We start from the raw sequence: 14,930 nt of genomic DNA, 5'->3' as shown, positions 1-14,930 counted from the left end.
AAATCGTGCGGCATGGGACAGATAGATACTAAAGGTGCCTCCGCGTCCGCTTTATCGACTTTGTTAGTCGATAAATTCCAAAGTCTCGCCGACCTGAACACCTGTTGGAGAAATACGCGTACCCATGCAGATCACTTCGACGCCTGATTTTCGCGCTTCAATGAAGGCTTTGGCATAGGCTGGATCAATGTCACTCGCCAATGTCATCTTGGTGCAATCGGTTCTTTGCACGAGATAAAGCATTACGGCGCGCTGCCCCAATGCTCGCATGTTCGCAAGCTCGGCCAGATGTTTCGCGCCACGTTTCGTCACGCTGTCGGGAAACTCAGCAAGCCCTGCCTGGCGTGAAAGCGTGACGCTTTTCACTTCGACATAGGTATCTGGCCCGCCACCTTGCAGCAGAAAATCAATCCGGCTGTTCTCGCCGTATTTCACCTCTGGCCGAACCACGTCATATTCGCCAAGACCTGCGACCTCGCGTGCTTCAAGCGCCGCTTTCAAGGCACGGTTTGGCACAGAAGTATCGACGCCAGTGAAATGCCCGTTCTCATGATCCACCAACCGCCAGCCATATTTCAGCTTTTTCTTGGGATCATCATTCGGCTCCAGCCAGATTTTCATGCCTTCTTCGGCCAGTCCCATCATTGAACCGGGGTTGGCACAATGGGCCGTGATCTCGCGCCCATCTTCGAGGCGTGCATCGGCAAGAAAGCGTTTATAGCGGCGAATAAGGCGGGCAGGGATGAGATCAGTTTGAAAGCGCATGGCGTTAGGCCTATATCGAAGCGGAACATGCATCAAGGAGCACCGAGAATGAGCAACCCCACAGCCGCTATGTTGGTGATCGGTGATGAAATCCTCTCAGGGCGCACGCGCGACGCGAACATGTATCATTTGGCGGGTGTGCTAACCTCGCATGGGATTGATCTAAAAGAGGTGCGCGTGGTGAGCGATGACGCCCCAGCCATCGTTTCGGCAGTGCGTGCACTATCAAGTGGATTTGATCATGTCTTCACCAGCGGTGGCATTGGCCCGACCCATGATGACATCACGGCAGATTGTATTGCTGAAGCTTTCGGCGCGAGTATCGATGTGCGCGATGATGCGCGTGATCTGTTAGCGGCTCATTACAAACGTCAAGGCAGCGAATTGAATGAGGCACGTCTGCGCATGGCGCGCATTCCCGCGCCCGCAACTCTGATCGATAATCCCGTGTCTATCGCGCCAGGTTTCACAATTGAGAACGTGCATGTCATGGCGGGCGTGCCTTCAGTCTTCTGTGCGATGGTTGCGAGCGTGATGCCAACGTTGACGGGTGGCGCACCACTCTTGAGCAAGAGCTTGCGCATTCAGCGGGGCGAAGGCGATATCGCAGGCCCCCTTGGTAAACTGGCAGATGACTATCCTGATCTTTCGATTGGCTCTTACCCGTTTCAAAAGGACGGCATTTACGGATCAAACATTGTGATGCGCGGTCATGATAGCGCGCAAATCGATGCCGCGATTGAGCGCTTGGCAAAGGAAATGGACGTTTGAACGCCTTGCCATCAATCGAAACGCTCTACGATGTGTGTGCACAAACGTGGCCTGCTGCGGTCGAAACGCAAGTTGGCCCTTGGACAATCCGTGACGGGCAAGGCGGTGGTCAGCGCACCTCCGCTGCAACCGTTCAGGGTACGTTCGGGTTAGCCGATCTTGATCTGGCAGAGCGCGCGATGCGCTCACTTGGCCAAGACGCATTGTTTATGGTGCGCGAAGGCGAAACCGAACTGGATGATATGCTCGAAAGCCAAGGCTATCAAATTAAGGACCCCGTGAACGTCTACGCGTGCCCAATCAATGTTTTGACCGATGTGGAAATTCCGCGTGTCACCGCCTTTAGCATTTGGGAACCGCTGCAAATCATGCGGGATATCTGGGCCAAGGGCGGCATCACTGAAGCGCGGGTCAACGTAATGGAACGCTCTAATTGCGTAAAAACAGGACTTTTCTCACGCTGGAATGAAAAACCGGGCGGTACCGGGTACGCCGCGATCCATGAAGGCATAGCTATGGTGCATGCGCTGGAAATATTAGCGCATCAGCGCGGTAAAGGCGTTGGTAAATGGATGATGCGCCGCGCTGCATTTTGGGCGCAGGATCATGGCGCGACAGATATGTCTGTGATCTGCACCAAAGGAAATGACGCAGCGAATGCGCTTTACACCTCCCTTGGGATGACGCTCATTGGTGGGTATCATTACCGCGTCAAGATCGATTGAAGGACAATAGATATGAGCAAACCTACAGCACTTGATTTACCGATGGTTGATCCGCTCCCCGCGCCGACGCAAAAGTACTTTGATATTTGCCAAGACAAGCTGGGTATGATCCCCAATGTCTTGCAAGCGCATGCGTTCGATATCGACAAGCTCAACGCTTTTACAGCGCTCTATAACGACCTGATGCTCGCAGACAGCGGGCTGAGCAAATTAGAGCGCGAGATGATTGCTGTTGTAACCTCTTCCATAAACAAGTGTTTCTATTGTTTGACGGCCCATGGCGCTGCCGTGCGTCAGTTGTCTGGTGATCCTAAGTTGGGTGAAATGCTGGTGATGAATTGGCGCGCCGCTGATCTGAACGCGCGCCATCGCGCGATGCTGCTGTTTGCAGAGCATGTCACCAAAGAAAGCCATTCGGTCGAAGAGGCCAATCGCCAAGCGTTGCGGGATGTTGGATTTACGGATCGCGATATTTGGGACATCGCCAATGTGACTGCGTTCTACAACATGTCCAACCGTGTCGCGAGCGCGACAGACATGCGTCCCAACGATGAATATCATTCGCAACACAGATGATCATGCGTCTTATTAGTTTTGTATTGCTGGCGCTGTTGCCAGTTTGCGCCAATGCGGTCGAGCTGACATTGCCTGCATCTGCGCGGCAAACAGCAGGGCAAGACCTTGGTGTGGATAGTTATGCATTGCCGATTGCCAATTTCGATGGTGCGGAAATTCCTGCTCGAAAGTTTGAAGGCTTCATTACGCGTCAGGCATGGCGCATTGAAGGTGGGGGCGTAACGCCGTTGCAGTTGCTGCAGCCGCTGCGCGATGAATTAAAATCGAGCGGTTTTACCTTGCTGTTCGAATGCGCTGATCGCGTGTGTGGTGGCTTTGATTTTCGCTTTGGCACAGATGTCATCAACGCACCGGATATGTATGTTAATTTGGATGATTTTAGGTTCATTTCGGCCGTCGAAGGGGACGTTGACGCACCGAAAACGGCGATTTCTCTCCTGATTTCTCGCAGTGCTGCCGCGTCTTATATCCAAGTGATCCAAGTAGCAGTGGATCAACGAAACGCCATCAATGTTTCTAAGGGCGATGAAATCCTTGCTAGCACTCAAGTCGGTGAAACAGTGCCTGTTTTGCAGGGGTTTCAAAGTGTGAGCAAACAGCTCGATGTCGGTGGCCATGTCATCCTCAATGATCTTGAATTCAAAACCGGATCCTCCCAACTGGGCGAGGGGCCATTTGCGTCGCTCGGTAATTTGGCAGCTTATTTGTCGAGCAATGGAGAACGCAAAATTGCGTTGGTTGGTCATACTGACGCCGAAGGTAGCCTTGAGGGGAATATTGCTCTCTCAAAGCGTCGAGCTGCGTCTGTAAGGACTCGTTTGATTGAAGAGCACGGCGTTTTGGCAAGTCAGCTTTCGGCGGAAGGTGTCGGGTATCTGTCGCCCATCGCGAGCAATCTGACTGTGGCTGGGCGCGATGCAAATAGGCGTGTTGAAGCCGTGGTTATTTCCACGAATTAAACGTGCCTAGCGCACAGACATTTTCAAGCCTTGCGTTACATCAGAGCGCACCGCGAGCCTGAGGCCCGGTTCATCACCCGCTTGCAGCGCAGCGATAAGGGCACGGTGAAAATGCGGCGGTTCCTTGTGCTGCAAACGCCCGTAAAGCACTCGCATTGTTGGCCCTAATTGCAGCCAAACCTGTTCTGCCATGGCGAGCATGGCAGGGGCTTGCGCGCGCAAATATAGGGAGCGATGAAATTCGAGGTTCGTGCGAATGTAGGCGACAGCGTCTTGGCGTGCGATGTGCTCAGGGATAGAGGTGTTGATGGCCTGAAGTCTTTCAATCAAGGCCATGTGCGCCCGCGGCAGCGCGCGGCTTGCCAGTTCGACCTCGATTAACGCGCGCAGTGCGGCCAGTTCTTCAATTCGCTCACTGCTGAGTTCTGGCGTCGAAACACGCCCAGAGCTTGACATGGACAGCGCCCCTTCCGCGACCAAGCGTCGGATCGCTTCGCGTGCGGGGGTCATGGACACTTCGAATTCTTCGCCAATGCCCCGCAAAGTCATTGATTGGCCGGGTGCAATATCGCCGTACATAATACGTGAACGTATAGTGCGATAAACGCGGTCATGCGCAGCGGCAGATGTATCAGCGTTGGGGCGTGGATTGATCAACATGGCTTGGTTGTGATCACAAACGCTAAGGCGGTCAAGATCAAAGCGCTAGAACTTGTAGGAATGCAGACTGCTTCCATTTTGACGCAACCAGTTGCGTGGGCTTGCGTAGGGTCCGTGAATTTCAGTTACCGTATCCCAAAAGGCTTGGCTGTGGTTCATTTCGGCCAAATGCGCGACTTCGTGCGCGGCGACATAGTTCAATACTTCGGGTGGACACAGGATCAAACGCCAAGAGTACATGAGCGCGCCGGCGCTGCTACAAGAGCCCCACCGCGAGCGCGTGTCGCGCAGCGTGATGCGGTTGTAAGGTTTTCCGAGAATATTGGCGTAGTGATCAGACGCAGCGACGAGTTTGTCGCGGGCCATTTGCTTTAGGAAGGCCTGCGCACGCGTTCCGAATTGTTCAGGTGCACCCGGAATGCGGAGGCTATCTTGTTCAAGAAGGACGCGGCGTCCTGTTCCCTGAACAATCTCGCGATCACTGCCCTCAATGGGCAAAATTGCACCCAAAGCAATGTCCTGATCTGAACCTCTTCGCGCGAGATGACCACGCAGCCAATCCTCTTTTTCGCGCGCAAAAGCGATTCCCTCGGATTCGCTCACGTTCTTGGGAAGGGTCAAAGTCACCCGTCCGTCCAATTGACTGATCCGCAGGCTAATTCGTCGCGCCCGCGCGGATTTCCTTAAAATTAACGTTACCGGAGGGTTGCCGGAAAGAATATGCTGCCCCATATGCGCCTCAGTCTGGATTATCGCCGCAAAGCCTTTGACACTCTTCACAGGTTATGGCAGTTGCCCAGAACCGTCTAAAGACTAAGTCATGAGGAATTTCCATGCCCAAGGAAGAATGGGGCGTCAAGCGCCTGTGCCCAACCACGGGTAAGCGATTTTACGATCTAAACAAAGTCCCGATTGTGAGCCCATACACCGGCGAGACAATTGAGATGGAAAACGGCAAAAGCCGGATGATCGCCGCTGACGCCGAAGATGCCGCGACGAAGAAAGCTAAAGAAGCTGAGTTGGATGATGCCGACGCAGTGGTTCTGGACGACGACGAAGATGTCGATCTGGATCTTGGCGATGACGTTTTGGATGATGACGACGAGGATGAAGTGTCCTTGGACGAAATCGCCGACGTTGCTGCGAACGACGACGACAACTAAAATTTACGCGTTGGGGTCAGTATTTTGACTTGATCCCATCGCGATCCTTGCCTAGACCCGCGTGCAATAGATGTACGCCGTCTATTTTGGGGCCTTAGCTCAGCTGGGAGAGCGCCTGCATGGCATGCAGGAGGTCAGGAGTTCGATCCTCCTAGGCTCCACCAACCCCCCCCTCTATATTTTTGCGTAAAGCCAATTTGACGCGCTTGACTGCGGCACTGATCAATATTCGATTTACGTCGATGGTCCTACCTGCTTAACCTCTTCTCCATGAGACATAACGGTAGTGGACACGAAACTATGCACGATCCCACAAGAGCCATGTTGAGCAGCCTATTCCAAAGTGGAGTGAATGCCGTCAAAGGCGAGCAAGCTGTTGCATCTTGGCTTGAAGGCAATTTTTTGGGAAAGCCGACCCATGTCTTGGCAGTCGGCAAAGCGGCGCTCGCGATGTTTCGGGGACTGCCCCACGACTGGCAAATCACGGTGCCAAGCGTAATCGTGACAAAGACCGATCACTTAGGGACTGCGCAACTTGGCAAGAATGTTGATGCCGTTGAGGCAAGCCATCCTGTTCCTGATCAAGCATCTTTGAGTGCAGGTCAAAAGGTGCTTGATTTCGTAAAGTCGTGTAACGATCAAGCGCAGCTTTTGATGTTGGTGTCTGGCGGCGCGTCGTCTTTGGTGGAACATCTGAAGGAAGGCGTTGCTTTTGATGAGCTGGAGAGGCTGAATTTAGCGGCGCTTGGTGACGGGTCGGACATCGCTGAGATCAATCGCCGTCGGAAACAGATATCTGCCATTAAAGACGGGCTTCTCCTGGAAGAGTTTCAGGGACTAAATGTCACCACACTTGTTATCTCGGATGTCTGCGGTGACGGCGTTGGCGTGATTGGTTCGGGTATTGGAGCGGCCCCTCAATCGCCTTCATTCGATTATTCGAGTCATATCGTTGCTTCAAACGCGCTGGCGCGTTCGGCTGTTGTTCAAGCAGCGGATGAAGCCAATTTGGAAATCGTGAGTAGCCAAGAAAACCTATATGACCGCGTGAGTACAGTAGCTGATCTCATTGCGCGCGAGGTTCAGAATGGGCCTGCAGGGATTTATATCTATGGCGGAGAACCAACCGTCATTCTGCCTGAAAACCCAGGGCAAGGCGGGCGTAATCAAGCGCTTGCACTTGAACTTGCGAAGCGGTTTCGCGGTGCATCAGGGATCACTGGATTGGTGGCTGGCACGGATGGGTCTGATGGTCCAACCAATGCGGCCGGTGGATTTTTCGACTGCCTGTCGTTTGATGTTGCCGAAGGCGCCGATGATGCGTTACAGCAAGCCGACTCAGCGACGTTTCTTGCAAAGACCGGCAATCAAGTTGTGACGGGACCGACGGGTACCAACGTTATGGATCTTGCGATCATCCTCAAGCAGGCTTGATCCTGCTAAACATCACCAGATTGCCAAGAATCGTAAGTCCCAGTCCCGCGAAAGACGTGCCGTACCATTCGTATCCCTCGTAAATCGTCGAGAGGGCCAAGGCGACGATGGGGAAGAGTACGGTGGCGTAGGCTGCTTTGTCCGAGCCTAAGCGCGCAACCATGATGAGATAGGTGCTAAACCCAACCACCGATCCGATAACGGATAGGTATAGCAGCGCGAGGATATAACTTTGGGTATTGGGGAGAATGAAGTCTGCGCCGCTCAATGACGCCACGCCCAGCAAAACCAATGCGCCAATTCCCATGCCCCATGCATTTGCAATGACGGGTGTGACGCCATGTGCAGTGTTCTTGCGCGACATCATATTGCCGAGCGAGAAAAACATCGTTCCAAGTGCGGCCCAGCCAATGCCCTGCACTACATCGAGGTCGAGCGAAACAGTGACGTCGTGCCAGAACAACAAAACAAGACCCAACGCACCGATGATCCCCGCAAGGACGGTTCTTGATTGAACGCGTTCTCCGAAGATGAGGCGCGCATTGATCGCGTTGAAGATCGTTGCCAAGGAAAAGATCACGGAAACTAGGCCAGACGGCATCAAAGACGTCGCTTTGTAAAAGCAAAGGAAATTAAAGCTGAATAGGCAAAGCGCTTGTAGAACGACAAAGCGCCATTGTGACGGAAGGGATAGCCGTCCTAGTGCAGCCAAGCCGATTATGAAGACCACAAAGGCGAGCGCAAAACGATAGAACACCGAGAGCACAATGCCGATGGGGCCGATCTGCCAAGCGATTGCGATCCAAGTTGTGCCCCAGATCAAGACTGTAGCGACGAATAGTGAAAAATTGATCATGTCATCCTCGTGTTAAGGGCTGACTAGGGCAATTAATCTGCGTTGGATTGCACGATCTTGCGGTTTTCACGCGCCCTGCCCGTGACACGGGCTGTGATGGGCGTAGTGTACCTTCAAGGAGCTTGAACATGACCCGTCGTATTGATGATTTTTTATCCGCCTCACATCGCACGACGCGATTAGCGAGCCTTTCGCTCGGGAAGGGGCGTCAATTGGCGGTTTGGCAGAACAGTCACGACGAAATCGAATATAATGCGACGAGCGGGCATGTTTTTAGCCTCTATCTGAATGGGGGAAGCGGAACGCGGCGCGTTGATCATGGTTTGAAGTCTGGTGTTCCAGGCACGCTCTGTGTCTTTCCAGAGGGACATTCGTCAGAGTGGCAGATTACCGAGACCTTTCAGTTTGTGCATCTCTATGTGGCGAATGATGTCTTGCGCGGTGCCTATGCGCACACCCATGATCAAGATGCGCGTTGCTTGGATATAGACGAGCGGACCTTTGCAGAACCCGGCGCGCTTGAGCGACCCTTGCGCGCGATGGCGCAGGCCGCGTTGCGCGGCGATACGCTCGCGGCGGATGTTGGGTTCTCGGATATGGTCGCAGGCCTCGGTGACAAACCTGTGCTGCTACGCGGTGGTTTGTCTGCCCGCGTTGCGCGGAAGGTGAATGATTGGATCGACAGTCATCTGAGCGATGACATTCGACTGGGTGATCTTGCTCAGTTGGCGGGCCTATCAGAGCATCATTTCCACCGCATGTTCAGCGAAACCTACGGTATGACACCGCACAATTGGGTGACAAAACTTCGTGTCGCGCGCGCAAAAGAGCTTCTGGCGCGTGAACCCATGACGCAAGTCGCGCTGGCCTGCGGGTTTTCCAGCCAAAGCCATTTCATCCGGCGTTTCAAAGAACACATGGGGCTAACACCGGGGCAGTACCGGTTAAAGATCGCGTCCTGAGCAAGAGTACAACAGTCCTTTACGATTTCTTTTTTGCAAATCTATTCAGTGCCAAACATGAGGGTCCAAGTGGTGCTTGAGCCTGTTCCTGCGCGTCCTAACCCGAAGGATTGGTAATTGGGATTGACGTTGTTGTCTTGATGACCAGGGGACGAAATCCAACCATTAATCGCCAAGTTTTCATTGGCTTGGCCTTGCGCAATATTTTCGCCAACGAGACCTGTTGCATAACCAGCGGCCCGGGCGCGTGATGTTGGTGTCGACCCATTTTGTCCGATATGCGAAAAATAGCCGTTATCAACCATGTCTTGGGAATGTGCTTGGGCCGCTGAGTCAAGTTGCGCGTTATACGTCAGCGGCGCTGCACCCGATGCGGTGCGAACGGCATTGATCAAGGTTCCAAAAGACGCATCGTTGGTTGGATCGGCTTGGAAACCATCACCTCCGGAAATCGTTGTTGGGAAAGGGCCGTTTTGTCCTGACCAATCCACGGGGCCATTCGCTGCTGCGAGAATTTGGCTCGAAGTTACATCACTGATGCTCTGAGCGATACTTCCCTGTGTCGCTAGCATTGCAACGGGCGTTGGCGTTGGGCTTACGCTCGAAGAGCTTTGGCAAGCGGCAACGAGTATTGGCGTTGAAAGTAATATGGTGGTCTTAAGCATTTGATTAAACATAATTGCCTCCCAAAACAAACGAACTGGTCCTAATCGGTCTATAGCATCAAGTTCTTAGGTGTTTGTGTAAAGAACTTTCCTGTTCTTTGCGAGTTTTTGCCGTCTCTGAAAGCGCATGTGTAAGGGTTGTGTCTTGGCGGCCTAACGCTACGCAAAAAGAAACCCCCCGAAGCCAAAGCTACGGAGGGTCAAATTCAAAAGCATTCTAGCTCTTGAAGAGGTGCTTAGAGCATCCCTTCGCGCTGGAGCTTCTTACGCGCCAATTTACGGGCACGGCGGATCGCTTCAGCCTTCTCGCGTGCTTTTTTCTCGGACGGTTTCTCGAAATGTTGCTTGAGCTTCATTTCACGAAAAACGCCTTCACGCTGGAGCTTTTTCTTCAGGGCACGAAGCGCCTGATCGACATTGTTGTCACGAACACTAACCTGCATGTGGTTTTCACCACCTTTCTAGTTTGAAGTTGCAAGGATTTGCAGGAAGCCGCCGTATAGCAAAGCCGCTCTTTCTTGTCTAGTATTGGGTAAGTTTGGAAAGGACGTCGATGACACATCAATTTGACAGCGCCAAAGAGCAACTTTTGGATGCAGCATTGAACCATGTGGTTTTTGATGGTTGGGGCGATGCGACGTTTGCTGCAGCAGTGCAGGATACTGGACTAGAGCCCGAGTTTGCGCGCGCCTGCTGCCCACGCGGTGGCGTTGATCTTGCAATCGCTTATCATCAGCGCGGGGATCGCTTGATGCTTGAGAGATTTGCGAGCGAAGACCTCAGTAACTTGCGATACTCTGAGAAAATCGCCGCTTTAGTGCGGTTTCGACTGGAGGCTGTGAGCGACAAAGAAGCCGTGCAAAGAGGGAGTACGCTCTTTGCTTTGCCACAAAATGCGGCTGACGGCGCAAAGTTGGTCTGGGGGACAAGCGATGCGATTTGGCGTGCTTTGGACGATACCTCTCGCGATGCAAATTGGTATACGAAGCGCACGACCTTAAGCGCCGTTTACAGCGCAACAGTTTTGTTTTGGCTTGGTGATCAATCAGAAGATTATGCAGACACATGGGCGTTCCTTGATCGGCGAATCGAAAACGTCATGCAATTTGAGAAATTCAAAGCGCAGTTGGATGCGTCACCATTGTTTAAGCCGTTGCTTGCTGGACCGAAATGGGCGTTGAGTCTGTTGAAAGCACCGCCAGAAGGCGTTCGTGATGACCTGCCGGGTCATTGGTCAGATCCCACCGATACAAAACATACTTAAAGGAATTGCCGATGCGCGCAGTAGAAATCACCCAAGCCGGTGGCCCAGAAGTTTTGCAAATCTGCGAACGTCCGATGCCAGAAGCGGGTCATAGCGATGTTGTCATGAAAGTTGCTTATGCTGGGGTAAATCGCCCCGATGCGCTCCAGCGTGCAGGGTCTTATGCGCCGCCCCCCACAGCCAGCGATTTGCCGGGGCTTGAGGCGTCAGGTGAGATCGTTGCGGTTGGTGCTGGTGTGACAGATTGGGCCGTTGGCGATCAAGTCTGTGCGCTTTTGCCGGGTGGTGGTTATGCCGAGTATGTTGCAACCCCTGCCGCGCATTGCTTGCCGATCCCCAAAAGCATGAGTTTGAAAGAAGCGGCTTGCTTGCCAGAGACTTATTTCACCGTCTTTTCCAACGTGTTTCAGCGCGGTGATTTGCAAGCGGGTGAAGTGTTCCTCGTGCATGGTGGATCGTCAGGCATTGGTACGACCGCTATTCAACTCGGCAAGCTCTTTGGCGCGCGGGTATTTACGACGGCAGGCAGCGACGAAAAATGTGCGGCTTGCGTTAAGTTGGGTGCAGAGCGGGCTATCAACTATCGCTATGAGGATTTTGTTGAGGTTCTCAAGGCCGAAGGTGGGGCTGATCTGATTTTGGATATGGTTGGTGGCGAATACTTGCCACGCAACGTGAAAACTTTGGCAAATGACGGACGTCTTGTGCAGATCGCGTTCTTGCAAGGTCCAAAGATCGAGCTGAACTTTGCGCTGATGATGATGAAACGTTTGACGATCACTGGGTCTACTTTGCGCCCTCAGAGCGATCTGGCAAAAGCGCGGATTGCGGATGCTTTGCGCGAGCAGATTTGGCCGCTTTTAGAGGCTGGTCGTTTAGGTCCGGTGATGGACAGCGAGTTTGCTCTGGCAAATGCTGCCGATGCGCACACGCGGATGGAAGGCAGTGGGCACATTGGTAAGATCGTTTTGAACGTCAGTGGCGGTTGAAACTTCGGGACGCTCCGCGGGAAGTTTATTTAGAAAGATGAAAGGGGCCGTTAACCTTAATACGGGGTTAACGGACTGGATCGAAAAGGGCGTTGTTCATAGAGCAATCCTTGATTGTGTCGCGTCCGCACGGCACGGGTTCTAGGTCTTTCGAAAGACAAACGCGCGCTTCTTGGATGCGGCCCTGTTTGCAAGTGATCGTAAGAGTGTTTGCTTTGAGAGTTGGGTTTTCTTTAAGGAAAGCTTCCTCGACGACTTTCGCAGGGACTTTTACGGGCTTGTCCAATTTGCGGAAAACAGCAGGACGATTAATGCTCGCGTAAGCTTTGCGTGACAGTTCGTAGTAAGCAGATGCGCTAAGGCCTGTGCAGGTGCCGTGTTTCTTCCATTGATGCCACGCAAGACCGCTGGTGCCCATAATGTCGCTCATTGCATTGGTCATGCTGCGAGAAGGTTGCCGCTCAATTGTATTACAGTAGCTTGGCCAGCCCTGATGAAATTGCGGCCAGAGGCCATGTAGGGTCCAACCGAAGTCTTTTGAGGCATCGCATTGCTCTGAGTCTCGTGCATCGCCCTCGAGTGCGCACCATGTCGGGGTCCAGCTGAGGGCGAGGACGTAATAGTCAAATTCGCCAGCTTTTTCACCTTCCGCGCGCAAGCTGCTCGCCATCATTAACAGTGCCAGAACCAGTTTACGCATTGCCTCTTCCCTCTTTGCTCAATCGGCACTATATACGCCTTAAGTTCCCCTACAATGGTAACCCGCACCCCTCAAAAAGGTGCCGTCAGTTTTCTGGCGACGAGATAGGCTTGTTTGAAGGAGAGTTTCGATGGCCAAACCGATTATGGCAAAAGCGACCGCCGTTTGGCTGGTTGATAATACGACGATTAGCTTCAAGCAGATCGCTGATTTCGTGGAAATGCATGAGCTGGAAGTTCAAGGCATCGCTGACGGCGATGTTGCCGCTGGCGTTAAGGGATTTGATCCTGTTGCGAACAACCAGTTGACGCAAGAAGAGATTGACGCAGCGCAAGACAACATCATGCATAAGCTGAAGCTCAAGTTTAACGCAGCTGCGCAGGGCGAAGAAAAGCGCCGTGGTCCGCGTTACACTCCGCTGTCCAAGCGTCAGGATCGTCCGGCGTCTATCTTGTGGCTGGTGAAGTTCCACCCGGAATTGTCCGACGGTCAGGTTGGTAAATTGGTTGGTACAACTAAGCCGACGATCCAAGCGATCCGTGAGCGCACGCACTGGAACATCGCAAACATCCAACCGATTGATCCGGTCGCGTTGGGTTTATGTAAGCAATCCGAGCTGGATGCTGCCGTTCAAAAAGCGGCTGCGAAGAAGGCCGCTGATGGCGAAGTGATGAGCGATGATGAGCGTCGCAAGCTGGTGAGCACCGAGCAATCTCTTGGCATGGAAGCTGAGCCGAAGATTCCGACAGCGATTGAGGGTCTTGAAGCCTTTACGCTGGGCGATGCACCAGAAGAAGCAGAAGAAGAAACTGGCGATATCTTGGATGCTGATAGCTTCTTTAACCTCCCAGGTGATGATGCTGCGGAAGATGAAGACAGCAAATAAGTCTCTGCAGTCTGTTTGAAGATAGGGTCCGGTACATGCGAATGCGCCGGACTTTTTTCGTGGAGGGGTTTAGGCCGTTTTTGCCTGAAGATGGACATAGGTTTCGTCAAAGCGTCGTTGCAAATGATCATTCGCTAAGACTGGCGCATCGGCGTCAGGTGATACGACGGTGTCGTGGTTCGGATTGAAGAACAACGGCACAGAAATACGTTCATGTTTCGGCCCAAGAACACGATGGGGCGTTGCTTTGATTTTTCCGCCTGTCCAGAATTCCAACATTTCTCCAAAGTTGATCACGAATTCGCCAATGGGCGCTTGCACTGGAGTCCAGCCACCGCCGCGTTTGCGCACCTCTAGTCCGGGTGATCCATCGGTGGCTAGCAAGGTCAAGCAACCGTAGTCAGTGTGCGTTGCGATGCCAAAGTCTTTTGCTGTGGCCCAAGCAGGTCGTTCCGGATAATAATTGCCTCTCAAGAGCGCCATAGGGCGGCTGAATTTGTCGCGAAAGTAGTCGCCATTTGCATCTGCTGCATCTGCGACAACGCAAAGAAGGTCGAGAGCAAAATCTGTTGTTTCACGATAGTAGTGTTGCAAAGCTTTGGAGAAACCTTCGGGCACCTCGGGCCAAATATTGGGCGCATAAGCCGGAAGCTTAAGCTTGTTGATTGGATCGTCTGGATCGAGTTCAACACCGCAATCGAAGACTTGTTTGTAGTCTGGGTTCGCATCTGGATCGACTTGCTCGGATTGGGCGCCGCCCCATCCCCGATTTGAGCCAGTCTTAGACATGTCGTAGGTCTCTTTCTGCGCGCTCGGAAGATGGAAGAACGCGCGATACAGCTCAATGACATGGCTGACAGAATCTGGGGAAATTGGGGTGTTGTATACCGTTAAAAACCCGACGTCTGTTGCACCGATGCGGGCAGCGTCTTTTGCGGTTTGGTGATCTGGGTGTTGCGGGTTGATCAACGCGGCTGCGTCTATCCGAGGTATCATTTGAATGATCCTAATATTCTAATACGTTGGAAGTCTTGGTGGTTTATATCGGTTTGCGCGCGTTCATTGCGGCAGTAATCGTTCCATCATCGAGGTAGTCCAGCTCCCCGCCAATGGGCACACCTTGGGCCAATGATGTCAGCGTCACGCGGTTTTCGAGGAGATCGACGATATAGTGTGCCGTCGTCTGCCCATCGATGGTGGCATTGAGCGCCAAGATGACTTCTGTGATGTTCTCGCTTGTGACACGATCAATCAGGCGTGGAATGCGCAGCTCCTCAGGGCCGATGGCATCAAGGGCAGATAGCGTGCCGCCAAGGACATGATAGCGCCCTTTGAAAACGTTGGACCGTTCCATCGCCCAAAGATCGGATACATCTTCAACAACACAGAGAATACCGTTCGCGCGGCTTTCGCTTTCGCAAATATCGCAGATATCGGCGGTGCCAACATTGCCGCAGTTCAGACATTCACGCGCAGTTGCGGCGACGGTTTGTAGGCTATCGGCGAGCGGCGAGAGCAGCAAAGCACGTTTGCGAATAAGATGTAGCACAGCACG

19 protein-coding genes and 1 tRNA gene are annotated in these 14,930 nt (G+C 52.9%); 11 read left to right on the top strand and 9 right to left on the bottom strand.

Features of this window, described 5'->3' with window-relative positions:
• Positions 1–63: 63 nt before the first annotated feature.
• Positions 64–765: a DNA/RNA nuclease SfsA gene (gene sfsA / locus ABJQ89_RS21230; protein ID WP_348498144.1), complete on the bottom strand. Its 702-nt coding sequence runs from the start codon at positions 763–765 to the stop codon at positions 64–66.
• Positions 766–813: 48 nt separating this feature from the next.
• On the opposite strand from sfsA, the gene ABJQ89_RS21225 reads away from it, so the two are divergent.
• From ABJQ89_RS21225 to ABJQ89_RS21210, 4 genes are read left to right on the top strand one after another with little or no spacing between them, the layout of a single operon-like run.
• Positions 814–1,536, top strand: a complete 723-nt coding sequence (locus ABJQ89_RS21225) for a molybdopterin-binding protein (protein WP_348498143.1) — start codon at positions 814–816, stop codon at positions 1,534–1,536.
• Positions 1,533–2,261, top strand: coding sequence for a GNAT family N-acetyltransferase (locus tag ABJQ89_RS21220; protein WP_348498142.1), 729 nt, complete (start codon positions 1,533–1,535; stop codon positions 2,259–2,261). The genes ABJQ89_RS21225 and ABJQ89_RS21220 overlap by 4 nt, the downstream gene beginning before the upstream one ends.
• A 12-nt stretch (positions 2,262–2,273) precedes the next feature.
• Positions 2,274–2,837, top strand: a complete 564-nt coding sequence (locus ABJQ89_RS21215; protein ID WP_348498141.1) for a peroxidase-related enzyme — start codon at positions 2,274–2,276, stop codon at positions 2,835–2,837.
• A 2-nt stretch (positions 2,838–2,839) separates the two neighbouring features.
• Positions 2,840–3,796: an OmpA family protein gene (locus tag ABJQ89_RS21210; protein WP_348498140.1), complete on the top strand. Its 957-nt coding sequence runs from the start codon at positions 2,840–2,842 to the stop codon at positions 3,794–3,796.
• Positions 3,797–3,802: 6 nt separating this feature from the next.
• On the opposite strand, the gene ABJQ89_RS21205 is transcribed toward ABJQ89_RS21210, so the two are convergent.
• A complete protein-coding gene (locus ABJQ89_RS21205) occupies positions 3,803–4,456 on the bottom strand; it encodes a GntR family transcriptional regulator (RefSeq protein ID WP_348498139.1) in 654 nt (217 codons plus the stop codon).
• Between the two features lie 45 nt (positions 4,457–4,501).
• Complete coding sequence (locus ABJQ89_RS21200; protein ID WP_348498138.1) at positions 4,502–5,188, bottom strand: SprT family zinc-dependent metalloprotease; 687 nt, start codon at positions 5,186–5,188, stop codon at positions 4,502–4,504.
• Positions 5,189–5,289: 101 nt separating this feature from the next.
• On the opposite strand from ABJQ89_RS21200, the gene ABJQ89_RS21195 reads away from it, so the two are divergent.
• From ABJQ89_RS21195 to ABJQ89_RS21185, 3 genes are all read left to right on the top strand, one after another.
• Positions 5,290–5,619: a TIGR02300 family protein gene (locus ABJQ89_RS21195; protein ID WP_348498137.1), complete on the top strand. Its 330-nt coding sequence runs from the start codon at positions 5,290–5,292 to the stop codon at positions 5,617–5,619.
• Between the two features lie 88 nt (positions 5,620–5,707).
• A tRNA-Ala gene (locus ABJQ89_RS21190) sits at positions 5,708–5,783 on the top strand.
• A 136-nt stretch (positions 5,784–5,919) separates the two neighbouring features.
• Positions 5,920–7,053, top strand: coding sequence for a DUF4147 domain-containing protein (locus ABJQ89_RS21185; protein WP_348498136.1), 1,134 nt, complete (start codon positions 5,920–5,922; stop codon positions 7,051–7,053).
• On the opposite strand, the gene ABJQ89_RS21180 is transcribed toward ABJQ89_RS21185, so the two are convergent.
• Entirely contained in the window at positions 7,040–7,909 is an 870-nt protein-coding gene (locus ABJQ89_RS21180; RefSeq protein ID WP_348498135.1) for a DMT family transporter, read from the bottom strand. The genes ABJQ89_RS21185 and ABJQ89_RS21180 overlap by 14 nt on opposite strands.
• Positions 7,910–8,037: 128 nt before the next feature.
• Here ABJQ89_RS21180 and ABJQ89_RS21175 point away from each other — a divergent pair, with 128 nt between their 5' ends.
• A complete protein-coding gene (locus ABJQ89_RS21175) occupies positions 8,038–8,871 on the top strand; it encodes an AraC family transcriptional regulator (RefSeq protein ID WP_348498134.1) in 834 nt (277 codons plus the stop codon).
• 41 nt (positions 8,872–8,912) lie between these two features.
• Here ABJQ89_RS21175 and ABJQ89_RS21170 read toward each other — a convergent pair whose 3' ends face one another.
• Together ABJQ89_RS21170 and rpsU are read right to left on the bottom strand one after the other, a co-directional pair.
• The gene (locus ABJQ89_RS21170; RefSeq protein WP_348498133.1) at positions 8,913–9,548 is read right to left on the bottom strand and encodes a CAP domain-containing protein; all 636 of its coding nucleotides are present in this window, start codon (positions 9,546–9,548) and stop codon (positions 8,913–8,915) included.
• A gap of 224 nt (positions 9,549–9,772) precedes the next feature.
• Positions 9,773–9,979, bottom strand: a complete 207-nt coding sequence (rpsU, locus tag ABJQ89_RS21165) for a 30S ribosomal protein S21 (RefSeq protein ID WP_085306716.1) — start codon at positions 9,977–9,979, stop codon at positions 9,773–9,775.
• Positions 9,980–10,089: 110 nt separating this feature from the next.
• Here rpsU and ABJQ89_RS21160 point away from each other — a divergent pair, with 110 nt between their 5' ends.
• Both ABJQ89_RS21160 and ABJQ89_RS21155 read left to right on the top strand, forming a co-directional pair.
• Complete coding sequence (locus ABJQ89_RS21160) at positions 10,090–10,800, top strand: COQ9 family protein (RefSeq protein WP_348498132.1); 711 nt, start codon at positions 10,090–10,092, stop codon at positions 10,798–10,800.
• Positions 10,801–10,811: 11 nt separating this feature from the next.
• The gene (locus ABJQ89_RS21155; protein ID WP_348498131.1) at positions 10,812–11,789 is read left to right on the top strand and encodes an NAD(P)H-quinone oxidoreductase; all 978 of its coding nucleotides are present in this window, start codon (positions 10,812–10,814) and stop codon (positions 11,787–11,789) included.
• Between the two features lie 67 nt (positions 11,790–11,856).
• Here ABJQ89_RS21155 and ABJQ89_RS21150 read toward each other — a convergent pair whose 3' ends face one another.
• Positions 11,857–12,489 carry a ribonuclease T2 gene (locus ABJQ89_RS21150; protein WP_348498130.1) on the bottom strand — a complete coding sequence of 211 codons (633 nt, stop codon included), beginning with the start codon at positions 12,487–12,489 and terminating at the stop codon, positions 11,857–11,859.
• A gap of 130 nt (positions 12,490–12,619) precedes the next feature.
• Here ABJQ89_RS21150 and ABJQ89_RS21145 point away from each other — a divergent pair, with 130 nt between their 5' ends.
• On the top strand, positions 12,620–13,375 hold the full coding sequence (locus ABJQ89_RS21145) for a DUF1013 domain-containing protein (RefSeq protein WP_348498129.1): 756 nt from the start codon (positions 12,620–12,622) through the stop codon (positions 13,373–13,375).
• Between the two features lie 69 nt (positions 13,376–13,444).
• Here the strand turns inward: ABJQ89_RS21145 and ABJQ89_RS21140 are convergent, their stop codons facing one another.
• Positions 13,445–14,371, bottom strand: a complete 927-nt coding sequence (locus ABJQ89_RS21140) for a 2-oxoglutarate and iron-dependent oxygenase domain-containing protein (RefSeq protein WP_348498128.1) — start codon at positions 14,369–14,371, stop codon at positions 13,445–13,447.
• Between the two features lie 43 nt (positions 14,372–14,414).
• Positions 14,415–14,930: recombination mediator RecR (recR, locus tag ABJQ89_RS21135; protein ID WP_348498127.1), on the bottom strand; the 516-nt coding region annotated here is incomplete at its 5' end.

Origin of the sequence: Planktotalea sp. (assembly GCF_039984035.1) — a bacterium.
Lineage (GTDB): Bacteria > Pseudomonadota > Alphaproteobacteria > Rhodobacterales > Rhodobacteraceae > Planktotalea.
The sequence above is the reverse complement of the archived record's forward strand: the minus strand, read 5'-3'. Positions and strand labels throughout refer to the sequence as shown.